The organism is Tropicibacter oceani (assembly GCF_029958925.1).
Classification (GTDB): domain Bacteria; phylum Pseudomonadota; class Alphaproteobacteria; order Rhodobacterales; family Rhodobacteraceae; genus Pacificoceanicola; species Pacificoceanicola oceani.
Map to the genome: position 1 here is coordinate 3,898,657 of NZ_CP124616.1, position 23,583 is coordinate 3,922,239.

The 23,583-nt window shown below is 63.3% G+C and carries 24 protein-coding genes; 11 read left to right on the forward strand and 13 right to left on the reverse strand.

Annotation, left to right across the window (positions count from 1 at the left end; all coding sequences use genetic code 11):
* Positions 1 to 56: 56 nt before the first annotated feature.
* The 7 genes from QF118_RS18725 (at position 57) to QF118_RS18755 (ending at position 7,836) form a co-directional block, all read left to right on the forward strand.
* A complete protein-coding gene (locus tag QF118_RS18725; protein WP_282300555.1) occupies positions 57 to 443 on the forward strand; it encodes a hypothetical protein in 387 nt (128 codons plus the stop codon).
* 30 nt (positions 444 to 473) lie between these two features.
* Positions 474 to 3,446: a 2-oxoglutarate dehydrogenase E1 component gene (locus tag QF118_RS18730; RefSeq protein ID WP_282300556.1), complete on the forward strand. Its 2,973-nt coding sequence runs from the start codon at positions 474 to 476 to the stop codon at positions 3,444 to 3,446.
* 4 nt (positions 3,447 to 3,450) lie between these two features.
* Positions 3,451 to 4,926, forward strand: a complete 1,476-nt coding sequence (odhB, locus tag QF118_RS18735; protein ID WP_282300557.1) for a 2-oxoglutarate dehydrogenase complex dihydrolipoyllysine-residue succinyltransferase — start codon at positions 3,451 to 3,453, stop codon at positions 4,924 to 4,926.
* 7 nt (positions 4,927 to 4,933) lie between these two features.
* Positions 4,934 to 5,335, forward strand: a complete 402-nt coding sequence (locus QF118_RS18740; protein WP_282300558.1) for a hypothetical protein — start codon at positions 4,934 to 4,936, stop codon at positions 5,333 to 5,335.
* A complete protein-coding gene (locus QF118_RS18745; RefSeq protein ID WP_282300559.1) occupies positions 5,332 to 5,721 on the forward strand; it encodes an MAPEG family protein in 390 nt (129 codons plus the stop codon). Before QF118_RS18740 ends, QF118_RS18745 begins: the two co-directional genes overlap by 4 nt.
* 104 nt (positions 5,722 to 5,825) lie before the next feature.
* The gene (lpdA, locus tag QF118_RS18750) at positions 5,826 to 7,220 is read left to right on the forward strand and encodes a dihydrolipoyl dehydrogenase (protein ID WP_282300560.1); all 1,395 of its coding nucleotides are present in this window, start codon (positions 5,826 to 5,828) and stop codon (positions 7,218 to 7,220) included.
* A 160-nt stretch (positions 7,221 to 7,380) separates the two neighbouring features.
* Positions 7,381 to 7,836, forward strand: a complete 456-nt coding sequence (locus tag QF118_RS18755; RefSeq protein ID WP_282300561.1) for a hypothetical protein — start codon at positions 7,381 to 7,383, stop codon at positions 7,834 to 7,836.
* A 17-nt stretch (positions 7,837 to 7,853) separates the two neighbouring features.
* Here the strand turns inward: QF118_RS18755 and QF118_RS18760 are convergent, their stop codons facing one another.
* The 4 genes from QF118_RS18760 to QF118_RS18775 are packed head-to-tail and all read right to left on the reverse strand — an operon-like array spanning position 7,854 to position 10,747.
* Positions 7,854 to 8,456: a pyridoxamine 5'-phosphate oxidase family protein gene (locus tag QF118_RS18760; RefSeq protein ID WP_282300562.1), complete on the reverse strand. Its 603-nt coding sequence runs from the start codon at positions 8,454 to 8,456 to the stop codon at positions 7,854 to 7,856.
* Positions 8,434 to 9,168 carry a lysophospholipid acyltransferase family protein gene (locus QF118_RS18765; RefSeq protein WP_282300563.1) on the reverse strand — a complete coding sequence of 245 codons (735 nt, stop codon included), beginning with the start codon at positions 9,166 to 9,168 and terminating at the stop codon, positions 8,434 to 8,436. Before QF118_RS18765 ends, QF118_RS18760 begins: the two co-directional genes overlap by 23 nt.
* A complete protein-coding gene (locus tag QF118_RS18770; protein ID WP_282302514.1) occupies positions 9,168 to 10,055 on the reverse strand; it encodes a cell division protein FtsX in 888 nt (295 codons plus the stop codon). The genes QF118_RS18765 and QF118_RS18770 overlap by 1 nt, the downstream gene beginning before the upstream one ends.
* Positions 10,056 to 10,069: 14 nt before the next feature.
* Entirely contained in the window at positions 10,070 to 10,747 is a 678-nt protein-coding gene (locus QF118_RS18775; protein WP_282300564.1) for a cell division ATP-binding protein FtsE, read from the reverse strand.
* Positions 10,748 to 10,899: 152 nt separating this feature from the next.
* On the opposite strand from QF118_RS18775, the gene QF118_RS18780 reads away from it, so the two are divergent.
* Positions 10,900 to 11,841, forward strand: a complete 942-nt coding sequence (locus QF118_RS18780; protein ID WP_317133886.1) for a zinc-ribbon domain-containing protein — start codon at positions 10,900 to 10,902, stop codon at positions 11,839 to 11,841.
* A gap of 81 nt (positions 11,842 to 11,922) precedes the next feature.
* Here QF118_RS18780 and QF118_RS18785 read toward each other — a convergent pair whose 3' ends face one another.
* The 4 genes from QF118_RS18785 to QF118_RS18800 form a co-directional block, all read right to left on the reverse strand.
* A complete protein-coding gene (locus QF118_RS18785) occupies positions 11,923 to 13,188 on the reverse strand; it encodes an ABC transporter permease (protein WP_282300565.1) in 1,266 nt (421 codons plus the stop codon).
* Positions 13,185 to 13,991: a taurine ABC transporter ATP-binding protein gene (locus tag QF118_RS18790; RefSeq protein WP_282300566.1), complete on the reverse strand. Its 807-nt coding sequence runs from the start codon at positions 13,989 to 13,991 to the stop codon at positions 13,185 to 13,187. The genes QF118_RS18785 and QF118_RS18790 overlap by 4 nt, the downstream gene beginning before the upstream one ends.
* Before the next feature lie 116 nt (positions 13,992 to 14,107).
* A complete protein-coding gene (locus QF118_RS18795) occupies positions 14,108 to 15,115 on the reverse strand; it encodes a taurine ABC transporter substrate-binding protein (protein ID WP_282300567.1) in 1,008 nt (335 codons plus the stop codon).
* 4 nt (positions 15,116 to 15,119) lie between these two features.
* Entirely contained in the window at positions 15,120 to 15,326 is a 207-nt protein-coding gene (locus tag QF118_RS18800; RefSeq protein ID WP_282300568.1) for a hypothetical protein, read from the reverse strand.
* A gap of 163 nt (positions 15,327 to 15,489) precedes the next feature.
* On the opposite strand from QF118_RS18800, the gene QF118_RS18805 reads away from it, so the two are divergent.
* Entirely contained in the window at positions 15,490 to 16,878 is a 1,389-nt protein-coding gene (locus tag QF118_RS18805) for an aminotransferase family protein (protein WP_282300569.1), read from the forward strand.
* A gap of 3 nt (positions 16,879 to 16,881) precedes the next feature.
* Entirely contained in the window at positions 16,882 to 17,577 is a 696-nt protein-coding gene (locus QF118_RS18810) for a GNAT family N-acetyltransferase (RefSeq protein ID WP_282300570.1), read from the forward strand.
* Positions 17,578 to 17,703: 126 nt separating this feature from the next.
* Here QF118_RS18810 and QF118_RS18815 read toward each other — a convergent pair whose 3' ends face one another.
* On the reverse strand, positions 17,704 to 17,991 hold the full coding sequence (locus QF118_RS18815) for an HU family DNA-binding protein (protein WP_282300571.1): 288 nt from the start codon (positions 17,989 to 17,991) through the stop codon (positions 17,704 to 17,706).
* 130 nt (positions 17,992 to 18,121) lie between these two features.
* Positions 18,122 to 19,606 carry an AMP nucleosidase gene (locus QF118_RS18820; protein WP_282300572.1) on the reverse strand — a complete coding sequence of 495 codons (1,485 nt, stop codon included), beginning with the start codon at positions 19,604 to 19,606 and terminating at the stop codon, positions 18,122 to 18,124.
* A 190-nt stretch (positions 19,607 to 19,796) separates the two neighbouring features.
* On the opposite strand from QF118_RS18820, the gene QF118_RS18825 reads away from it, so the two are divergent.
* Positions 19,797 to 20,555 (forward strand): class II aldolase and adducin N-terminal domain-containing protein, encoded by a 759-nt coding sequence (locus QF118_RS18825; protein ID WP_282300573.1) that lies wholly within the window; start codon positions 19,797 to 19,799, stop codon positions 20,553 to 20,555.
* A 62-nt stretch (positions 20,556 to 20,617) separates the two neighbouring features.
* Here QF118_RS18825 and QF118_RS18830 read toward each other — a convergent pair whose 3' ends face one another.
* The 3 genes from QF118_RS18830 to QF118_RS18840 form a co-directional block, all read right to left on the reverse strand.
* Positions 20,618 to 20,890 carry an EthD domain-containing protein gene (locus QF118_RS18830; RefSeq protein ID WP_282300574.1) on the reverse strand — a complete coding sequence of 91 codons (273 nt, stop codon included), beginning with the start codon at positions 20,888 to 20,890 and terminating at the stop codon, positions 20,618 to 20,620.
* A gap of 176 nt (positions 20,891 to 21,066) precedes the next feature.
* A complete protein-coding gene (locus QF118_RS18835) occupies positions 21,067 to 22,617 on the reverse strand; it encodes a TniQ family protein (RefSeq protein ID WP_282300575.1) in 1,551 nt (516 codons plus the stop codon).
* A gap of 5 nt (positions 22,618 to 22,622) precedes the next feature.
* Positions 22,623 to 23,582 carry an ATP-binding protein gene (locus QF118_RS18840; protein WP_282300576.1) on the reverse strand — a complete coding sequence of 320 codons (960 nt, stop codon included), beginning with the start codon at positions 23,580 to 23,582 and terminating at the stop codon, positions 22,623 to 22,625.
* Between the last annotated feature and the right edge of the window lies 1 nt (position 23,583).

A 23,583-nucleotide genomic window follows, 5' to 3' on the forward strand; every position in this document is an offset into this window, starting at 1 on the left:
CCCGGGTCAACCCCGGGGCGCGCGCATATCAGACAAGCGGCCAAAAGGGGTTCGTAGTGAAGGTCTTGTCATCAAAACTGGGTGCATTCGCGGCGCTGGCGCTGCTGGCGGCCTGCGGGTCTGGCCAGGGCCAGGTCTATTTCGCCCAGCAGAATGGCCAGTGGGTCGAAATCTCGTCCGCCGACTATGCCGCGCTGCAAGGCGGCGCGACCCCTGTGCAGGCCCGGCCTGCCGCCGCACCGTTCCAACCCGAAACGCTGGACCCCACCGGTGAATTGCGCGAGGCGATCGCGCGCAACCCCTATGCCCGTCGCACAGACACCAAGCTGAGCCCCGACAGCGCGCCGGATGTCGTCGCCGATGTCTCGCTCGAGATCGCGCTGGACCTGTGCAACATTCCCGAGGGCACGCGGCTGACCGCCACGACGCCCTGCAACCTTTAAGCCGACGCCGCCGCAACCCGAGGTGCCAATATGAACGACCAGAGCCCCAACGATCTCTTCCATGCCTCCAGCTTCATGCAAGGGCACAACGCGGAATATCTGGAACAGATGTACGCGCGCTATGCCAATGACCCCAACGCGGTCGATGCGTCCTGGCAAGAGTTCTTTGCCCAGCTGGGTGATGACGGACTGGACGTCAAGAAAGAGGCGGCAGGCCCGTCCTGGGCGCGCGGCGACTGGCCGCCGGTGCCGAACGATGACCTGACCGGCGCGCTGACCGGCGAATGGCCGATGCCGATGGTTCCCGCCGAAGCCAAGGGCGCCGGCAAGAAGATCAAGGAAGCCGCCGCCGCCAAGGGCGTCGAGGTGTCCGACGAGGCGATCCAGCGCGCCGTCTTGGACAGCATCCGCGCGCTCATGCTGATCCGCGCCTATCGGATCCGGGGCCACCTGGCCGCCGATCTGGATCCGCTGGGCCTGCATGGCCGCGATCCGCACCCCGAACTGGACCCCAAGGCCTATGGCTTTACCGATGCCGACATGGATCGTCCGATCTTTATCGACAACGTGCTGGGCCTTCAGATCGCCTCGCTGCGCGAGATCCTGTCGATCGTGAAACGCACCTATTGCGGCACCTTTGCGTTGCAATACATGCATATTTCCGACCCCGAACAAAGCGCTTGGCTGAAAGAGCGGATCGAAGGCTATGGCAAGGAAATCGCCTTTACCCGCGAGGGCCGCAAAGCCATCCTGAACAAGATGGTCGAAGCCGAGGGCTTTGAAAAATTCCTGCACGTCAAGTACATGGGCACCAAGCGTTTCGGCCTTGATGGCGGCGAAAGCCTGATCCCCGCGATGGAACAGATCATCAAGCGCGGCGGCAATCTCGGCGTCAAGGAAATCGTCGTCGGCATGCCGCACCGGGGCCGCCTGTCGGTTCTGGCGAACGTCATGCAAAAGCCCTACAAGGCGATCTTCAACGAATTCCAGGGCGGCAGCTTCAAGCCCGAGGATGTCGACGGGTCGGGCGATGTGAAATACCACCTCGGCGCCTCCAGCGACCGGGAATTCGATGGCAACAAGGTGCACCTTTCGCTGACCGCCAACCCCAGCCACCTCGAGGCGGTGAACCCCGTGGTTCTGGGCAAGGTACGCGCCAAGCAGGACCAGATCGGCGATACGTCGCGAATGCAGGTTCTGCCGATCCTGCTGCACGGCGACGCGGCCTTTGCCGGTCAGGGTGTCGTGGCCGAATGTTTCGCCCTGTCGGGCCTGCGCGGCCACCGCACCGGCGGCACGATCCATATCGTCGTGAACAACCAGATCGGGTTCACCACCGCGCCGCATTTCTCGCGCAGTTCGCCCTATCCCACCGACAACGCCCTGGTGGTCGAAGCGCCGATCTTCCACGTCAACGGTGACGACCCCGAGGCCGTGGTGCACGCCGCCAAGGTGGCGACCGAGTTCCGCCAGAAGTTCCACAAGGACGTGGTTCTGGACATTTTCTGCTATCGCCGGTTCGGTCACAACGAAGGCGACGAGCCGATGTTCACCAACCCGATCATGTACAACAAGATCAAGGGTCACAAGACGACCCTGTCGCTGTACACCGAACGGCTGGTCAAGGATGGTCTGATCCCCGAGGGCGAGATCGAGGACATGAAGGCCGCCTTCCAGGCCCACCTGAACGAAGAGTTCGAGGCCGGCAAAAGCTACAAGCCGAACAAGGCCGATTGGCTGGATGGCCGCTGGTCGCACCTGGACCGTCAGAAACAGGGCAAGTACCAGCGCGGCAAGACCTCGATCGACCCGAGCACCCTCAAGGAAGTGGGCGGCGCGATCACCCGCATTCCCGACGGCTTCCCGCTGCACAAGACGGTTGGCCGCCTTGTCGAAGCGCGCGCCAACATGATTGAAACCGGCCAGGGCTTTGACTGGGCCACGGCCGAGGCACTGGCCTTTGGATCGCTTTTGACCGAGGGCTATCCCGTCCGCCTGGCGGGCCAGGACAGCACGCGCGGCACCTTCTCGCAGCGCCACTCGGCCTTTATCGACCAGGAAACCGAAGATCGCTACTATCCGCTGAACCACATCCGCGAGGGCCAGGCCAATTACGAGGTCATCGACAGCGCCCTGTCGGAATACGCGGTGCTGGGCTTTGAATACGGCTATTCGCTGGCCGAACCCAACGCTCTGACCCTGTGGGAAGCGCAGTTCGGCGATTTCGCCAACGGCGCGCAGATCATGTTCGACCAGTTCATTTCCTCGGGCGAAAGCAAGTGGTTGCGCATGTCCGGCCTGGTCTGCCTGCTGCCGCATGGCTTCGAGGGCCAGGGGCCGGAACACTCTTCGGCACGGCTGGAACGGTTCCTGCAGGCCTGCGGTCAGGACAACTGGATCGTCGCCAACTGTTCGACCCCGGCGAACTATTTCCACATCCTGCGCCGCCAGCTGCACCGCTCTTTCCGCAAGCCGCTGATCCTGATGACGCCGAAATCGCTGCTGCGTCACAAGCTGTGCATTTCCGACGCCGAGGATTTCACAACCGGCTCGTCCTTCCACCGCGTCCTGTGGGACGATGCGCAAAAGGGCCATTCCGACACCCAGCTGGTGGCTGATGACAAGATCAAGCGCGTGGTGATGTGTTCCGGCAAGGTCTATTACGACCTGCTTGAGGAACGCGATGCCCGCGGCATCGACGACATCTACCTGCTGCGGTTCGAACAGTTCTACCCCTTCCCGGCGATCTCTGCCGTGAAGGAGCTTGAGCGTTTCAAGAACGCCGAGATGATCTGGTGCCAGGAAGAGCCCAAGAACCAGGGCGCCTGGACCTTTATCGAACCGAACATCGAATGGGTGCTGGGGCGCATCGACGCCAAGCACAAGCGGCCCGTCTACGTGGGCCGCGCCACATCGGCCTCGCCCGCGACGGGTCTGGCCAGCCAGCACAAGGCACAGCAAGCCGCGCTCGTGAACGAAGCGCTGACGATTGAAGGGAACTGAGACAATGACCGAAGTGCGCGTCCCCACGCTGGGGGAATCGGTAACCGAGGCCACCGTGGCAACCTGGTTCAAGAAACCGGGTGACACCGTTGCCGTCGACGAAATGCTCTGCGAGCTGGAAACCGACAAGGTCACGGTCGAGGTCCCCTCGCCCGTTGCCGGAACGCTGGCCGACATCGTCGCCGGCGAAGGTGAAACCGTGGGCGTCGATGCCCTGCTGGCCAACATCTCGGAAGGCGACGCCGCCCCCGCGCCGAAAGCCGAAGCCAAGGCCGAGGCCCCTGCCGCAAAGGGCGGCAAGGCGGTTGACGTCATGGTCCCCACGCTGGGCGAATCCGTGACCGAGGCGACCGTTTCGACCTGGTTCAAGAAGGTCGGCGACACCGTCGCGCAGGATGAAATGCTCTGCGAGCTGGAAACCGACAAGGTCTCGGTCGAGGTGCCCGCCCCCGCCGCCGGCACCCTGACGGAAATCATCGCCGCCGAAGGTGAAACCGTGCAGGCCAACGCCAAGCTGGCCGTGATCGGCGCTGGCGAAGGCGCAACCGCCGCCCCGGCCCCCGCAGCAGCCCCCGCTGCCGCCTCGGGCGCCGCGGTCAAGGACGGCCCCGCCGCCGAAAAGGCCATGGCCGAGGCTGGCATCAGCCGCGATGCCGTGACCGGCACGGGCCGCGATGGCCGCGCCACCAAGGCCGATGTCGCCGCCGCGGTGTCCGCCGCGAAATCCGCGCCCGCCCCTGCGGCCGCCGCCCCGCGCGCCCCGGTTCCGGCCGATGACGCCGCCCGCGAAGAGCGGGTCAAGATGACCCGCCTGCGCCAGACCATCGCCCGCCGCCTCAAGGACGCGCAGAACACCGCCGCGATCCTGACCACCTACAACGAGGTGGACATGACGGAAACCATGGCGCTGCGCAGCGAATACAAGGACCTGTTCGAAAAGAAACACGGCGCCCGCCTGGGCTTCATGTCCTTCTTCACCAAGGCCTGCTGCCACGCCCTGAAAGAGGTCCCCGAGGTCAACGCCGAGATTGACGGCACCGACATCGTCTACAAGAACTTTGTCCACATGGGCATCGCCGCGGGCACCCCGCAGGGTCTGGTCGTGCCGGTCATCCGCGACGCCGACAAGATGTCCTTTGCCGAGATCGAAAAGGCCATCGCCGAAAAGGGCAAGCGCGCCCGTGACGGCAAACTGTCGATGGCAGAGATGCAGGGCGGCACCTTCACCATCTCCAACGGTGGTGTCTATGGCTCGCTGATGTCCTCGCCGATCCTCAACCCCCCCCAATCCGGCATCTTGGGCATGCACAAGATCCAGGACCGCCCGATGGTCATCAATGGCGAGATCAAGATCCGCCCGATGATGTACCTCGCGCTCTCCTACGATCACCGCATCGTCGACGGCAAAGGCGCCGTGACCTTCCTCGTGCGCGTCAAGGAAGCGCTCGAGGACCCGCGCCGCTTGTTGATGGATCTGTGAGGATCAAATGAGTAGTGCCAGCGCACTGAACAGAGCATTGCAAGTTTGGTGCGCTGCATTCTGCTTGGTTTTATTTGCAGGAATGACATGGGTACTCCTTTACGCGACTGATGAAAACTATTTCTGGCCTGCGGCGATCCAATCTGGAGTATTGGCGACCCTTGTCGGCTGGGGTTATTCAATAATTGCAAGATCAGCTGTCAGGAGGCCGGAACGCGCCTTGAAAGCAAATCGCGTGGCGGCGTTGTTCTGGACGTTCATCGCCACATTGGTTGCCCTGTCACTATTCTTGCCTTGTCCGGCTTGTGACGAACATGCCGTGACACGATCTGTGATCGGGATTGCTGCCTTGGTCTCAGTTGCTCTGGTTCACTGGGTTTTTCACGCTAGAATGAAGCTCTCACAATGACCCCCGAACTCACCGCCCTTACCCTCGCCGCTCTCCTTCAGGTCGTCCACTTCGCGATCTACTCCGTCACGGCGCAGATACAGGTCGGCACGAAATACGCCGCCTCCCCCCGCGACACCCCGCGCACGCTCACCGGTATCGCGGGCCGCGCGCAGCGGGCAATGAACAACCATTTCGAAGGGCTGATCCTCTTCGCCATCGCTGCCCTGACCCTGACCTACGCTGACAAGGCCGATGAATTCACCGCCATCGCATCGGCCCTCTACCTCATCGCCCGCGTGCTCTACCTGCCCGCCTACCTGCTGGGCCTTGCACCCTGGCGCTCTCTCATCTGGTTCATCGGCTTTCTGGCCACGACCTTCCTGCTCATCAAGGCCCTGCTGTGATGCCGGGCCGCTGTTTCCAATTGCCTCAAATATCCCGGGGGTGAATGGGCCAAAGGCTCAGAGGGGGCAGCGCCCCCTGCCCCTTCCTACGAAAGGACACCAAAATGGCATCTTATGACGTGATCATCATCGGCGGCGGCCCCGGCGGCTATGTTTCGGCCATCCGCTGCGCCCAGCTGGGCCTGAAAACCGCCTGCGTCGAAGGCCGCGACACCCTTGGAGGCACCTGCCTGAACGTCGGCTGCATCCCGTCCAAAGCGCTGCTGCACGCCTCCCACCAGCTGCACGAGGCCGAGCACAACTTTGCCAAGATGGGCCTCAAGGGCAAATCCCCCTCGGTCGACTGGAAACAGATGCTGGCCTACAAGGACGACGTCATCGGCCAGAACACCAAGGGCATAGAATTCCTGTTCAAGAAGAACAAGGTCGATTGGCTCAAGGGCTGGGGCTCCATCCCCGAGGCCGGCAAGGTCAAGGTCGGTGACGAGGTGCACGAGGCAAAGAGCATCGTGATCGCCTCCGGCTCCGAACCCTCACCGGTGCCGGGTGCCGATGTGACCGTCGATGAAAAGATCGTCGTGACCTCGACCGGGGCGCTTGAACTGGGCAAGATCCCCAAGAAGATGGTCGTGATCGGCGCCGGTGTCATCGGTCTGGAAATGGGCAGCGTCTATGCCCGCCTCGGGGCCGAGGTCGAGGTGATCGAATTCCTCGACGCCATCACCCCCGGCATGGACAGCGAGGTGCAGCGCGCCTTTCAAAAGATCCTGACCAAGCAGGGCCTGAAATTCACCATGGGCGCCGCCGTCCAAAAGGTGGAAACCAAGGGGGCCAAGGCGACCGTCACCTACAAGCTGCGCAAGGATGACAGCGAACACACGACGCAGGCCGATGTGGTGCTTTGCGCCACCGGACGCCGTCCTTACGTCGATGGCCTTGGCCTTGAGGCCCTTGGCATCGAAATGACCGAGCGCGGCCAGATCAAGACCGACGACCAGTGGCGCACCAATGTCCCCGGCATCTACGCCATCGGCGACGCCATCGAAGGCCCGATGCTGGCCCACAAGGCCGAAGACGAAGGCATGGCCGCCGCCGAGGTCATCGCGGGCAAGCATGGTCATGTGAACTATGGCGTGATCCCCGGCGTGATCTACACCGCCCCCGAGGTCGCCACCGTTGGCAAGACCGAGGACCAGCTCAAGGCCGAGGGCGTCGCCTACAAGGTTGGCAAGTTCAGCTTTATGGGCAACGGCCGCGCCAAGGCCGTGTTCCAGGGCGACGGCTTCGTCAAGATGCTGGCCGACAAGGAAACAGACCGGATCCTGGGCTGCCACATCATCGGCCCAGGCGCCGGCGACCTGATCCACGAGATCTGCGTCGGCATGGAATTCGGCGCCTCGGCCGAAGACATCGCGCTGACCTGCCACGCCCACCCGACCTTTTCCGAAGCGGTGCGCGAGGCGGCCCTGGCCTGCGGCGACGGCGCAATCCACGCTTGACCAAAGGTCAAACTGGCCACATGACTCAGGGGCGTGCCAAGGCGCGCCCCTGTTTTGTTGCCGTATAGGGTGAAATGCCCAGAAATGACCCCAATTCATTAACCAAAATGCCCAATCCCTCTGACATCCCCGCAAGGGTAAGCTGTAGGAGGTTTCGGGTATGCGCCTTTTCGCGCTGGCCTTTTTGACTGGTCTGGCCTTGTTGCCCCGTCCCGGTGATGCCGGTACGGCGGTTGAAACCCTGCACCATCTTGGCGCCTCGGAGGTGGTGGGCGCGGACGGGGAGCCTCTGGCCCTGTGCCTTGTGACCCGGACCAGGTATGTCGGGCAGGTGCCGCTGTGGCATCGCGCAGGGGGCTATGCCCTGGCCACCGATGACTGCGCCACCGACAGCTACCTGCCTTTGGACACCGACGGATTTGCGCTGCTGCGGGCGCATGGACAGGTGGCAAGCACCCTGCCTCTGACGCCGCGGATCACGTTCACGGACATGCTGGCGCAATCCTGGGGAAGCTTGACCATCGCGGCCTTGATCGCCAGCGCCTTTGCCCTGCGCGGCCGTCGTCGCAAGCGTCATCGCGGCAAGCCCGCGCAGGTGCGTGTGGAACCGGTCTGAGGGGCCTGCCCCAGAGATCACCACATGCGGGGTTTGGAGAGTTCGACGTAGTGGGCGTCATAGTCGGCGCCGCCCTCGGCCCCATCCGTCATCTCGGCCAGGATCTGGCCGACAGTCGGCACATCGGCGCTGTCATCGCGCCCCCAGATCCCCGAGCGCAAAAGCGCCTTGGCACATTGGGTGTAAACCTCGTCCACCGTGATCACCACCACCGTGGCAGGCTGGCGGCCCTTCTTTTCGAACAAAGCGCGCAGGTCCGTGTCGTCGGTCAGAAAGGCGCGACCGTTGACCCGCACCGTCGTTGTCGACCCCGGCACCAGGAACAGCAGTGCGATCCGCCCGTCGCTGACGATGTCGCGCAGGCAATCCAGACGGTTGTTGCCCCACCAGTCGGGCATCAGGATCGTACCGGGGTCCTGCACCCGCACCACCGGGCCATCATCGCCGCGCGGGCTGCCGTGCACCCCGTCCGGGCCGACGGTTGACAGAACACAGAAACAGGACCCTTCGATCCAGTCGCGATAAAGCGGCGTCAACTGCCGCGCGACCTTGCTCAGCGCCAGTGGCACCGGTTCGCCGTAGAGCGCGTGCAAATCGTCAAGCGTCTGGATTTTCCGCATGAAATCCGGCCTCTCTCATCAGCGCGTCCGACGCGCTTTCGACCTCGTGCTCCAGCCGGTGGACAAACTCGGCCTGGGGCAGCCCCGGTTCGATGATCGGCAGGAATTCCACCACCGCCAGCCCCGGTTTGCGATAGACCCCGGTGCGCGGCCAAAAGACGCCCACATTGGTTGCCACGGGCGCGCAGGGCTGCTGCATCTGCTTGTACAGCGCGGCGGCGCCAACCTTGTAGGGTTTCTTGACCCCGGGCGCGACGCGCGTTCCTTGCGGATAGATAATCAGCTGACCGGCCTCGGCGGTGCCCTTGGCCACGTCGCGCAGCATCTTGGTGATGGCCTGGGCACGCTTGCCCCGGTTCACCGCGACGCAGCCGATCCGCCAGGCGTAAAGGCCGATGAAGGGCGTCCAGAGGATTTCGCGCTTCATGATGAACTTGGCCGATGGCAGGGCGCCGAAGATCAACATGATGTCCAGAAACGACTGGTGCTTGGCCGCGACCAGAACCGCGCCCGAGGGCGGCTCTCCGCGCACCTCGGTGCGCAGGCCGACCATCCAGGCGGCTGTCCAGCGCACCCAGCGCGTATAGGCGCGGCAGGTTTCCCGCGCGATATGCGCCGAGAACAGCGCAAAGGGCCACATGACCAGCGCCAGAACGGCCATTGCCAGGTACATCTGGATCAGGAAAATCCAGGAACGGATCCATTGCAGCATCAATCCAGCCTTTCAAGAACGCGCCGCGCGGCAAAGCCGGTGGCAAGGAAGGCCACAAGCGCGGCCAGCGGCGGAACCAGCAGCGGCAACAGCCAGTGCCATCCCTGGAAACGCAGCCCCGTCAGGAAGCCGCCGGTATCCCCCGCCCCGGGCATGGCAAGGATCGCGATCAGGCCCAGCACGGTTCCCGCCCCGGCCCCGATCAGCGTGCGCAGGGTAAAGCGGCGGACAAAGGCGCTGGCGATATAGCCATCGGTGGCGCCGACCAGGCGCAGCACGGCGATTTCGCGGGCGTTCGCCGCCAGCGCCGCATTGGCCGCCAGGGTCACCATGGCCCCGGTAGCCGCGCCGATCAGCAGGATCGACAGCCAGCCCAGCAAACGCAAGCGCGCCGCCGCGACCACCAGAGGCCGTCGCCAGCGCGTGTGTTCGTCCAGCACCGCGCCGGGCACCTCGGCGGCAAGGCGCAGGCGCAGGCCTTCGCTGTCATAGCCGTCCGCGTCCTCGATCAGCTCGATCAGCTGCGGAACCGGCAGCGAGGCGATCGGCAGGTCGGGGCCGAACCAGGGCTCCAGCAGGGCCTTTTGTTCCTCGTCCGTCAGGGCGCGCGCCGATTGGATGCCGGGGGTTTGTTCCAGCACCCGCAGCGCGGCGGTGGTCTGGGTTTCCATCTGTTCAGCAGGGGCGGAAATGCGCAAGGTGGCGCTGCGCGCCAGCTCCAGCCCCCAGGCATCGGCAAGCCGCCCCGAGGCCAGCGACAAGGCCAGCGCAAAGACCGTCAGAAAGGCCATGGCGCCGCTGGTGAACAGGGTCAGCCAGACGGTATAGCCGGCGGGCGGCACCACCCGGTCGGCGCCGGCGTCGCGCGTCAGGACGGCGCGTATCATCTCGATCCAGGCCTTCACAGGTCAACCCCCGCCGCCTGGATGGTGCGGTTGGAAATCCGCAGCACCCGCGCCTGAACCTGTGCCTTGGCAGCGCGGATCAGGGCCAGGTCGTGGGTGGCGATCATCACCGTCTTGCCCATCTTGTTCAGCTCGACCAGCAGGCGCAGCAGGCGCTGCGACATTTCCCAATCGACGTTGCCCGTGGGTTCATCCGCCAGGATCACGTCGGGCGACAGGATCAGCGCCCGCGCCAATGCCGCGCGCTGCCGTTCACCCCCCGACAGTTCGGGCGGCAAGGCCCCGGCCCGGCTGGTCAGCCCGACCCAGCTGAGCAATTCGTTCAGGTTGTCGACCTGGTCCGGCGTCGCCAGCCCGCTGACGCTGAGCGGCAGGGCGATGTTTTCGGACACCGGCAGGTGATCAAGGAACTGGCAATCCTGGTGAACCACCCCGATGCGCCGCCGGGCATAGGCCACAGCGTCGCGGTCAAAGGTGGTCACATCCTCGCCGAACAGGCGCAGGGTACCCTCGGTCGGTTTCAGCGCGCCGTAGCACAGTTTGAGAAAAGTGGTCTTGCCCGCGCCCGATGGCCCGGTCAGAAAATGGAACGACCCGGCCGCCAGCCTCAGGTCGATGTCCGTCAGCAGCGCCTCGCCGCTATAGGAATAGGCCACGTTTTCCAGCTCGATCACGTCTGTCCGCCCTGTTCCCGCCCCTGTGTTGCCCCTATTTGCTACAGCTTCACACAGGTTTCAATGTTCCGTGGTTAAGGATTGGACTTTTCCCCGTCGGACAGGCAACTTATTAAGGAAAAATCGTTCCTAGAACGGGAAGAGGACAGGACGTGAGCAGAATTCGGCTGATCTGCCCCAATTGCGGCGCTCAATACGAGGTGCCCGTCGAGGTGATCCCAGAAGGCGGACGCGACGTGCAATGTTCCAATTGCGCGCATACCTGGTTTCAGGTGCATCCAGACGACGACGCGGACCTGGCCGAGGAACTGGGCAAACCCGGCCCGGCCGAGACCTGGGCCCCGGACGAGGCCGAAGAGGACGCCCCCGAGCCGTCCGAGCCCGAAGCCGAACCAGAGCCCGCCCCCCAGCGCAGCACGAAACGCGGCCTTGACCCGCAGGTGGCCGAGGTTCTGCGCGAAGAGGCCGCCCGCGAGCGTCGCCAGCGCGAGGCAGAGGCTTCGGCCTTTGAGATGCAGCCCGACCTGGGCCTGCGCGAACCCGACGAGGATGAACAGGCCCGCCGTTCGCGCGAGGCGCGCGCGCGCATGGCCCATATCCGCGGCGAGGATCTGAAACCGGAACCATCGCCGCCCCCTGCCCCTGAACAGGCGCCCCCGCCGGAACGGTCCCGGCGCAGCAGCGAAGCGGCGCTGGCCGGACGCTCGGCCGCGCAGGCCACGGCCGCCGCTGCGGAATCGCGGCGCGAATTGCTGCCCGATGTCGAAGAGATCAACCAGACCCTGCGCGCCAGCTCGGAACCACGGGTGACCGATGCCAACGAAGGCCGCGTGTCGGTCGACGACCCGGCGCCGCGCAAGTCCGGCGGCTTTTCGCGCGGCTTCTTTCTGATCGTGGTGCTGGCGGCAGTGGCGCTTGCGGTCTACGCCTCGGCGCCGCAGATCAAGGAAGCCGTGCCGCAATCGGCCGCCCTGCTTGACCCCTATGTCGCCAGCGTCGATGCCTTGCGGGTCTGGCTGGATGGGCAGGTGACCTCTCTCATGCAGTCGCTGGATGGGATGAGTTCGGAAACCGCCCCGACCACCGGCAACTAGGACCGGATGACCAAACGCAAAAGGGCGGGGATTTCCCCGCCCTTTCGTGTTTTCAGCGCCTTGGTGTCTGCGGCCCGCCTGTCAGCTGCGGCCTTTCCACGGCACCAGCGCCTTTTCAGCCAGCCGCATCAGGATATCGATGCCAAAGCCGATAACCCCGATCAGGATGATCCCCATCAGCACGATGTCGGTTTGCTGGAACTTGGACGCCACCATGATCATCATGCCCGCGCCCTCCTCCGCCGCAACCAGTTCGGCGGCAACCACCGTGCCCCAGCAGACGCCCATTGCCACCCGCGCCCCGGTGAAGATCTCCGGCAGCGAGTTCGGCACGATGACGTGGCGCATGATCTGCGCCTTGCTCGCGCCGAGCGAATAGGCCGCATGCACCTTGGTGATGTTCACCCCCGAAACCCCGGCCCGCGCCGCGATGGCCATGATCCAGAGCGCCGCGAGGAAGAGCAGGATGACCTTGCCCTGCTCGCCGATCCCGGCCCAGAGGATGACCAGCGGGATGAGCGCCAGAGGCGGCACCGGGCGCATGAATTCGACGATCGGGTCGAACCAGCCGCGGAACCAGTTCGACAGCCCCATGGCATAGCCGAGCGGAATGCCGACCACGGCCCCGAGCACGAAGCCTTCGAGCACGCGCAGGAGCGACCAGCCAAGATGCGCCCAGAGCGTGCTGCCACGATAGCCTTCGCTGGCGATCTCGGACAGGCGTTTAACCACCGCCTCGGGCGAGGGCAGCCAGATCGGCTCCATCTGCCAGCCCTTGGCCGGTTCAAAGTTCAGTGTTCCCTTGGGCGACATGCCGACACGGCCAAAGTCTGTCCAGACCTCGCCGCCCGGGGCGATCGGCTGACCGTTCACGGCAACGACCGTGTGGCCCGCGTCGCGCCCGAATTCGTCGTTCTGATCCACCCGGATCAGGCCCGACCGCCAGGCGCCGACCGTGTCGCTGTCATTCTTGGCCCAGCCATCGCCGGGGTCGACCTGGGGGGCGGTGACCTCGGTTCCGACCTCGAACACAAGGACGGTCACGGTGGCATCGTCCGGTTCGGTCCCTTCCGCGGTCGCGGTATAGGTAAAGCTGGCTTCGCCGATGAAGGGGCCGGGCGCATGCAGGAAGGACGGCAACAGTTTGGAGCCGGTAAAGGCCCCCCACAGCAGGAAAATCGCCAGGATCGAGACGACCGAGGCGACCCGGTTGGGGGACACCGCGCTTTCGTCGCCAAAGGTGACCGTCTTGAGCGAGGTGTAGTCGTTGACGGTTTTCTGCGCGACGAATTTGACCACGAAGAAGGCGACCACGAAGATCGCGATATAGATCAGCAGGACAATCATGCTGTTTCCTCCGATCGGCCCATGATTTCCTCTTCCATGTCCCAGATCATGCCCAGGATTTCCTCGCGCTTGGCGCTGAAATCGGGGTGTTTCTTGACCTCGCGCAGGTCCTGCCCGACGCCCATGTCGGCAAAGGGCAGGTTGTATTCGCGGTGGATGCGGCCGGGGCGCGGCGCCATGACGATCAGCCTTTCGCCCAGCAGCAGCGCCTCTTCGACCGAGTGGGTGATCAGGATGATCGTCTTGCCGGTCTCTTTCCACAGCTTCAGCACAAGGCTTTGCATCTTTTCGCGGGTCAGCGCATCCAGCGCGCCCAGCGGTTCGTCCATCAAGATCACGTCGGGATCATTGGCAAGGCAGCGCGCCAGCGCGACGCGCTGCTGCATGCCGCCGGACAGCTCGTAAACCGCCTTTTCCTTGAAATCGCGCAATCCGACGACGTCCAGAAGGTGATCGACGGTGGTGGCCCAGTCCCGTTCGCTTTTGCCCGCCATGCGCGGGCCGAAACTGACGTTGGACCGCACGTCCATCCATTCGAACAGCGCGCCCTGCTGGAACACCATGCCGCGTTCGGCATCGGGGCCGGTGACCTTGTGGCCGTTCAGGGTGATGGTGCCGTCGGTGGGCGCCAGAAACCCGGCGACGATGTTCAGCAAGGTGGTCTTGCCGCAGCCCGATGGCCCCAGAACGCTAAGCAATTCGCCCTGCTTGATGTCGATCGAGACATCCTTGAGCGCCTGGACCGAACTGCCGTTGGGCAAATCGAACCGCATCGAGAGGTGTTGGATGGAAAGTCCGCTCATGGCCTCCGCTCTTCTTGTAGGAGCCTGAGGCAGAACATGTTTTTCAGCGGAAAAACCCGTTCTGCCAGCGGCCTGCCGGGACGCGCCCGGCAGGCCTGATGGTGGTTCAGGTCAGGTTACATCCCCGAGGCCGCTTCGAGCGGGCCGGTGTTGACGTTCTCGGCATAGCTGCCAAGCGCCGCGTCGATGCTGCCTGCTTCGACAAAGACATCCGCCACGCCCTTCATGAACTCCTGCGCGCCGCCGCCCAGCCATTTGGCCGAAAGCTGCTCTTCGACTGACGGGAAGATGAAGGTCGACATCGTCGCCATGGTGGCGTCTTCGTCCATGCCCGCATCCTTGGCGATGACCGGCAGCATCTTGGCGTGGTTCGCCTCGTCTGCCCACATGGCGTTGGCATCGGCCGTCACCTTCAGGAACTTGGCAACCGTATCGCTGTTCTCGGCAACCCAGCCCGCCGGGCCAGAGGTCACGTCGAACACCAGGATGCCCAGCTCTTCCTTTTCGGCGCCGGTCAGCAGGGTGTTGCCATGCTCTTTCATCCGGCGCAGCGAACCGCCCCAGCCGCAGGCCATGTCGACCGACCCCTGGGCAAGAGCCGCAGCGCCATCGGGCGGCGCCATGTCGACGACTTCCATGCCGGCGATGTCGACGCCAAAGTGCCCCATCTGCTTGAGGAACCCGTAATGCGCGGCGGTGCCCAGCGGCACGGCGACCTTCTTGCCGGCCAGCTCGCCGGCGCTGTCCTTGTCGATCTCCAGATCGGCGCGCACAACGCAGTTGTCGTTCTCGGAATAGCTGACCGCCACGTCGAGGATCTGCAGATCCTGCCCGGCGCTGGTTGCCACCACGAAGGGCGGCACGCCCTGAGACACGCTCAGCTGCACGTCGCCCGATGCCATTGCCGCGCTCATCGCGGTGCCGGTGTCAAAGCTGACCCAGTTGACGGTCATGCCCAGCGCTTCGTCGTACATGCCTTCGACCTTGGCGTATTCGAAGGGCATCGGCCATTCCAGGAAATAGCCGACGGTGATCCCGCCGTGGCTTTCGGCCATGGCCGCCTGGGCCCCTGCCAGCATCGCGATTCCGCCTGCGGCGCCCATCAAGGCTGTCTTGAGTTTCATATCTTCATTCTCCCCTGTTGCGCCCCGCACGCGTGGCGGCGGAGCAAGTCTTGCGCAGACCTTTGGCCTGCGACGTCATGGCGCCTGTTTTTCGCGCTCTGGCCTGATCCGAACGGAAAAGCGGCAACCGATCAATGTTTTTCGCGGCGTTTTCCGCGACATTGCAAAGACCAAACCCGCGATTAAGCTTGCCTGAAACAAGATAACCCACTGTAATCCATAATCTTTACAACAAGCCCGCGGCTTTCCCAGCCACCAGCCCGCAAAATCTGGCCTCATATCAGCGCGCCATCTGGCCCTATCGACTGCCTGTCTTTCTGGCTCATCTGCTTTGGTTCCGCTAATCTATCATCAGCCCTGTCAGGAGGTTTCCCATGGACGGCACTCTTTCTCAGAACGATCTGAGCCACGTGGTCGAGGCCGACAAGGCCCACGTCTGGCACCATCTGGTGCAGCACAAGACCTTTGAAACCAAGGACCCCAACATCATTGTCGAAGGCAAGGGGATGCGGGTCTGGAACCAGAACGGCAAGGAACACCTTGATGCGGTGTCCGGCGGGGTCTGGACAGTGAACGTTGGCTATGGCCGCGAATCGATTGCCAACGCGGTGCGCGACCAGCTGCTCAAGATGAACTATTTCGCCGGGGCTGCCGGGTCGATCCCCGGGGCGCTGTTTGCCGAAAAGCTGATCGACAAGATGCCCGGTCAAAGCCGCGTCTATTATTGCAACTCGGGCTCCGAGGCGAACGAAAAGGCGTTCAAGATGGTGCGCCAGATCGCGCACAAACGCTATGGCGGCAAAAAGAACAAGATCCTGTATCGCGACCGCGATTATCACGGCACCACCATCGCCTGCCTGTCGGCGGGCGGTCAGGACGAACGCGGCGCGCAGTACGGTCCCTTTACCCCCGGTTTCGTGCGGGTGCCCCATTGTCTGGAATACCGTGCCGCCGATCAGGGCGCCCCGTCCGAGAACTACGGCGAATGGGCTGCCGACCAGATCGAACAGGTGATCCTGCGCGAAGGCCCCGACACCGTGGGCGCGCTCTGCCTTGAACCCGTCACCGCAGGCGGTGGTGTCATCACCCCGCCCGAAGGCTATTGGCAGAAGGTTCAGGAAATCTGCCGCAAGTACGATATCCTGCTGCACATCGACGAAGTCGTCTGCGGCGTCGGGCGTACCGGCACCTGGTTCGGCTATCAGCAATACGGCGTCCAGCCCGACATGGTCACCATGGCCAAGGGCGTGGCGAGCGGCTATGCGGCCATCGCCTGCCTGACCACGACCGAGGCGGTCTTTGACATGTTCAAGGACAACGCTGACGATCCGATGAACTATTTCCGCGACATCAGCACATTCGGCGGCTGCACCGCCGGCCCCGCCGCCGCGATCGAAAACATGCGCATCATCGAGGATGAAAACCTGCTGCAAAACTGCACCGACATGGGCGCCTACATGCTGGGCCGTCTGGGTGAACTGCAGGACAAACACGCGGTCATCGGCCAAGTCCGCGGCAAGGGTCTGTTCCTGGGCGCCGAACTGGTCAGCGACCGTGAAACCCGCGCCCCGATGGAGGAAAAGCGCGTGCAGGCCGTCGTGGCCGACTGCATGGGTCAGGGCGTGATCATCGGGGCGACCAACCGCTCGGTCCCCGGGTTCAACAACACCCTTTGCTATTCGCCCGCGCTGATCGCCACCAAGGACGATATCGACCACATCATCGAGGCCACCGACGGCGCCCTGACCCGCGTTTTCGGCTAAACGATGGATCATCTGACCAACGATCTCGGGCAACCCATCGGGTTGCCCGTCGACCGCGCGTTTCCCCGCCCCAGACCCACGCATGAACCCCTGACCGGGCGGTTCTGCACCCTGACCGCAACGCGCGAGGACCACGCGCAGGCGCTATTGGCCGCCTTTGCCGAGGATACCAGCGGTGCGGGCTGGACCTATCTGCCAAACGCCCCCTGGCACGGCATCGACGATGCGCAGGCCTTCTGCCGCATGGCGCAGGGGTCGGCCGATCCGATGTTCTACACCATCACCGACGATCATGGCGTAATCTCGGGGTTTTGTTCGCTGCTGCGCATCGCCCCCGAGGTAGGCAGCATCGAGGTCGGCTTCATCCACTTTGCCCCGCGCCTGCAAAAGACCCCCGCCGCGACCGAAGCGCTGTTCCTGCTGATCGACCACGCGATGACCGATCTGGGCTATCGCCGCTTTGAATGGAAATGCGACGCGCTGAATGCGCCGTCGCGCGCGGCGGCCGAACGGCTGGGTTTCACCTACGAAGGCACCTTCCGGCAGGCGACCCTCTACAAGGGCCGCAACCGCGACACCGCGTGGTTTTCCATCCTCGATGGCGAATGGGATACGCTAAAGGCGCGGTTCCAGCGCTGGCTGTCGCCCGGGAACTTCCTGGAAACCGGCCACCAGAAACGCCGCCTGAAGGATTGCTGAACCGGTCCCACCGGGCGCGGGTGGGACGGCGGGCGGGGCGATGTTCGCAGAACAAGCGCCGTACAGCCGTCCCAAAACAAAAAGGGCCGCCCAAGGCGACCCTTTGAAACGCGATCCCGGATGGGATCAGGCGTTGACGCTGTCCTTCAGGGCCTTGGCAATGGTCATCTTGACCTGCTTGTCGGCTTCCTTCTTGAACTGCTCGCCCGTCGCGGGGTTGCGCACCATACGCTCGGGGCGCTCTTTGCAATAGATCTTGCCAACGCCCGGCAGGGTCACGGCGCCACCTGCGGCAACTTCCGAGGTGATGATGTCAATGAGCGAATCCAGAGCCGCGCCCGCGGTCTTCTTGTCGCTGTCCATCTTTTCCGCCAGTGCTGCGACCAGCTGGGTTTTTGTCATCGGCTTGGACATTCTTTTTCTCCTTCACTGCCCACTCTCTGGGGCCTCTGCCCGGCATTAAAACCGGATGTAGCGGCAAAACACAACGGCTTGTGGCCTTAAACAACCTTGTAACTGCGGATTTTGGCCGCTTTTCCCGACGTCAAAGAAAGGCGGTCTCTTCAAACGAACGCAATTTCCTGCTGTGTATGCGCTCAAGCGGCATTTTCGACAAGGTCTCCATCGCGCGAATCCCTATGCGCAGGTGCCGCGTGACCTGTGTCTGATAGAAATCCGAAGCCATCCCCGGCAGCTTCAGCTCGCCATGCAGGGGCTTGTCGCTGACACACAGCAGCGTGCCATAGGGCACGCGGAACCGGAATCCGTTGGCCGCAATCGTCGCGCTTTCCATGTCCAGCGCAATGGCCCGCGACTGCGACAGGCGCTGTACCGGGCCGGTATGCTCGCGCAACTCCCAGTTGCGGTTGTCGACACTGGCCACGGTCCCGGTCCGCATCACCCGCTTCAGGTCATAACCCTCAAGCTCGGTCTCCTTTTCCACCGCGTCCTCAAGCGCGATCTGGATTTCCGCCAGCGCCGGGATCGGCACCCAGACCGGCAGATCATCGTCCAGCACCTTGTCCTCGCGCAGATAGGCATGGGCCAGCACGAAATCCCCCAGGCTTTGCGAATTGCGCAGACCTGCGCAATGGCCCACCATCAGCCAGGCATGCGGGCGCAGCACCGCGATATGGTCCGTCGCCGTCTTGGCATTCGACGGCCCCACCCCGATATTGACCAGGGTGATCCCCGCACCATTGGGCTTTTTCAGATGATAGGTCGGCATCTGGGGCATGCGCGGTGCCTCGGGCAGCACCCCGTCCGGTGTCGTGATCTCGGCGTTCCCGGTCGACACAAAGCTGGTATAGCCGCTTTCCGGATCGGCCAGAACGCTGCGCGCATAGGCCTCGAATTCGCTGACGTAGAACTGGTAGTTGGTGAACAGAACGTGGTTCTGGAAATGCTCGGGCGCGGTGGCGGTGTAATGCGCCAGGCGGGCCAGCGAATAATCCACACGCTGCGCGGTAAAGGGCGCCAAAGGATGCGCCCCGTTCGCGTCCGGCGTCGCAACCCCGTTGACGATATCATCGTTGGTCGAGGCAAGATCCGGCACGTCAAAGACATCGCGCAGGATGAAATCTGCGGCCCCTTCCTGCGGCACGGTGATCTGCGGAAAATTGGCCACGGCGAAATGCACCGGCATCGGTGTGTCCGACACGCAGATCTCGACATCCACCCCGTGGTTGCCGATCAGCAGCCCGATCTGCTGCTCAAGGTAACGGCGGAACATCCCCGGCCGCGTGACCGTCGTGGCATAGGTGCCCGGCGCTGTCACATGGCCAAAGCTCAGGCGGCTGTCGACCTTGGCGAAACTGGTCGTGGTGATCCGCACCTGCGGATAAAAGGCCCGGATGCGCACGCCGGGATGGCCCTGCGCCATGGCCTGCAAGAACCGGTCCTTCAGAAAGGTCGCCGCCCCATCATAAAGATCACAAAGCCGCGCCACGGCGGCCTTGGGGTTGTCGAACATCTCTGGCTCCGGCAGTTCGGGCATCACCAGTTCCAGCCCCGTCGATCGATCTTGCATATCCTGCCCTCTGACATCTTTGGCGGGCAGGTTGACAGCTTGTCACAGGGGCCGCAAGCGGGCGCGGCGCACAAACACGCGGCCAATGACCCCGCATTGCCGCGATGACGCAGCGACAGGGAATTTGACAGCCCGCCCCGCGCAGGCCACCCTGCCGATGCAATCCACCGCAGGCCAAGGGGGCACCGCCATGAACGCACCAAAAAGCATCGCCAATATCGAACATTGGGAAGAACGCTGCGATCTTGCCGCCGCCTTCCGCTGGACCGCCCGCATGAACATGCACGAAGGCGTGGCCAACCACTTTTCGCTGTCGGTGAACGAGGACGGGACCAAGTTCCTGATGAACCCCAACCTCAAACATTTCTCGCGCATCCGCGCCTCGGACCTGCTGCTGATCGACGCCAACGATCCCGCCAGCATGGATCGCCCCGACGCCCCCGACCCGACCGCCTGGGGCCTGCATGGCGGGTTGCACCGCGCCTGCGCCCATGCCCGCTGCGCCATGCACGTGCATTCGATCCATGCCACGGTCCTTGCCACGCTCAAGGACAAACGCCTGCCACCGATCGACCAGAACTGCGCGATGTTCTTCAACCGGACCGTCATCGACGAAGGCTATGGTGGCCTCGCCTTCGAGGACGAAGGCGCGCGCTGCGCCGCCCTGTTCGACGACCCCAAGAAAAAGGTCATGGTCATGGGCAACCACGGCGTCATGGTGATCGGTGACACCGTCGCCGAAACCTTCAACCGGCTCTATTATTTCGAACGCGCCGCCGAAACCTACATCCGCGCCCTGCAAACCGGCCAGCCGCTGGACGTGCTGTCAGACGAGATCGCCGAAAAGACCGCGCAAGAGATCGAGGATTATCCCGTCCCGCAAGACGCCCGCTTTCTCGAAGAGCTGCGCCTGATCCTCGACGAAGAAGGCAGCAATTACGCCACCTGATCCTTCTTCTTGGCCAAAATACTCCGGGGGAGTCCCGCAGGGACGGGGGCAGCGCCCCCTTTTCAGGACCCCGACATCGGGTCGAACTGATCGGCGGCAAAAACCGTGTGGATGACGCCGCCATCAAACATCTCGAACAGCTTTTTCGACGTTTCCTTGCTTTCCCACCGGGTCGGCGAGGCCAGCGCCTCTTCGATATGATCGCGCGTTTCGAATTTCATCGCCATGACCAACGGAAAGGGGCTTTCCGGGTCGTCGCTTTCAACCTCGCGCAGGACGCGCAGCTCCAGAAGGTTGGGAAAGGCGTTCCAAAGCGGCACAAGTGTCGGACCCATCAATAAATGACCATCGGCCCAATCCGAACCATTGATTTTATTTAACTTTTTCACCCCCAAAACACACTGGGGCGGCCATTTTGACCATTACACAAGATAAGAATGGCCACCGAAAGTTCGCAAAAATGCCGCCCGAAGGCGGCATTTCTGGAATTTCCGGACATTTTCGGGTGGCGCTAATGCCCCGGGATCATGAAACGCGCGTCCTCGGAGAGATCAGATGGGGGTGATTCCATCAGAGAGACGACCTCGCTCGGCCTGACCAGAACTGATGCGAAGCCCGATGCCTCTTTGAGTCTGAAGGTCTCGGTCAGGTGACCTTTGAACATCAGCTCCAGGATAACCTTGAGCTTCGTGCGAGATCGCTCGGCAGCTTTGGCAAGGTGCTCGAAATTCTCTGGGGCATCCGGGACAGCGAGCAAACCCCGATCGATGAAAAGCTTCACCTTATGAACGCTGCGTCCGTCGATAGCCTTGCCCACCTTGCTTCCGGATACCGGCGTTTCTTGGACGCGTTTCAGGACTCCGATCTCGAGCAAGGCCTGCACAACGGGCCGGGATGTGTTCAGAATTTCCGCAACGGCCGCGAAGCCCATCGCGTGCTTCGCGGCGTCGATAAGATCGCGGGCTCGCCAATAATCCACAACCACAGAACTGCCGCCCAGCTCCCCTTCCGCAGTCAGCACTCCACTTGCCACCAAGACGTTCCGAAGGGTTTTCGGATGCATCAGCTCAGCCTTCGCAACTGAAGCAATGTTACTCAGCCGAGGTTTCGAGACAGGCTTTCCTAACAACATCTGGCCAGGCACCAAGGGGGTGTTCTCAACGATTGCGTTCCGGAGGACATCGCGGATCGGCCCCGGATCTTTTGTTCCACGGCTGGCCGAAAGCCAGCTGTACAGCATGCCGAAAGTCTTGCGCGGGCGCGCCTGCCCTTCTTGGCGTGCGCTGGCCGTCAGCGCGCCCTCGAAGAACTGCAACAAAGCTTGCTCCCCCCCCGAAACCACGTCCCAGGCCGCGCGACCTGCTTCGTCCCACGTCCGCGACGTCATGGCCGCCGCTGACTGCGCGGGGCCGAAAGCGATCAAGCCGCCGAGCATCTCGGTCGCCCGGACCGCCTGATCGATGTCCTGTCCATCCATCCATTCGGGCCCCGCATGCCCCGCCAAACGGTTTTCGACATAGGTTTGCAGCTTCGAAGGTTGACGCAGTTCATCGGCGGTCACCTCATGCTGTGCCGCGATTGCATCGCCCAGACCCTGCAGTTCATGAAACTGGTCGTGCCAAGCGCCAGTACGGATGTCCCGCAACAGCACGCCATGAACACCACAGGTGCGCACCGGTGCGAGACGCCACATCACACGGTGCCGCACGGCGACGTCCGGGCGTTTCTGGTCGTGCTGATCCTCCGACAAACAGAGCGGGCAAATCCGGGTGTCCTTGCCCGTCGTGAACTCGGCGGAGAACGTACACCCACGCAGCTGGTACCGGCGCGGGCCAAGTGCCGTGATGGTGTTCTCAAGGATCGGTTCGGGATCCTGTCCTGCCCTATCACAGAGGCGCTGAACCGCCTCCGGAAGGCCCCGGGCAAGGTCGATGGCAGGAACCTGCAGATCATTCAGGAACGGGACCAGGCGGCCTCCCGTGTGGAAGGCCGCCTGACGTGCTGCCCAGGACAGCGGCGTCTCGTCGTGGACGAAGCGAATGTGCGGAAAGAGCTTGCCCATCTTGATTACCGCTTGCGCTTCTTGCCACTAGACAGAAGCTCCTCAGGCTTCGGGTCTGTTTCGATCAACCAGTATTTCTCGGCGTAGAACACGTTCTCCGAGGCCACGCAGGACTCGTTCATGGCATAGGCTGCGGCGAAGTGGTCGACAGTCAGTTGCGCCTCCTCACGGTCGATCGCGATCTCCATGGCCATCAGCAGGAGTTCGATGCAACGGCCAAAGCGGTAGCGCGCACCGTGGAAGACTCGACCGATGAGGTCGGGCGCGTGCGGCTCCTCCAGCCCCACCCGTTGGCAATACTGCGACAGGATGGTCTGGAAGCTGCCGCCGTCGACCTGCTCCACCAGACCGCGCAGCGTCATCGCAGTGAAGCGCCGTTTGACCTGGCTGTCGCTGCGGACAACCTCCGACAATTCCTCAGTCCCGGAAAGGACCACTGCAACCGCGCCGTCACCTTGCATCAAGGATTTGAGGGCGCGCAGGATCGGCTTACGCTCGGCACAAAACAGATCTTGCGCCTCGTCGATCCAGATTACGCTGATTTCGAGAAGCTCCAGCCGATAACGGAGATCCTGCACCAGCAACCAGTTTTCCTTCCGGGGATTGGCGTTGGGGTACCCCGACTCCTTGAGGAGCTGGAGGATCATGCTCTTGAAGGTCGCCGGACTCGGCACCGATGATTGGAGACAACGCGGGGTCCCGTCCTCCCGTGGCTGCAGCACCGAGAGCTTGCGAAGGGTCCGCTCCACCAGATGCGATTTGCCGCTCCCAGGCTCGCCCGTCAGCATGAAACCGCGGGTTTCGCCGAGGTCGGGTGTGCGCTTGGCGACAGGGGTCAGGTTGCGCTGGTCGTCCTTGGCCAGGAGGCGCTTGATGTGGGTTGCGACTTCCGCATCCCGGTCGGTGCCGACGTGGAGCTTGCGCAGGCCCTCCAGGGCCTGCTCTGCGCGATGGAAATCGAACATG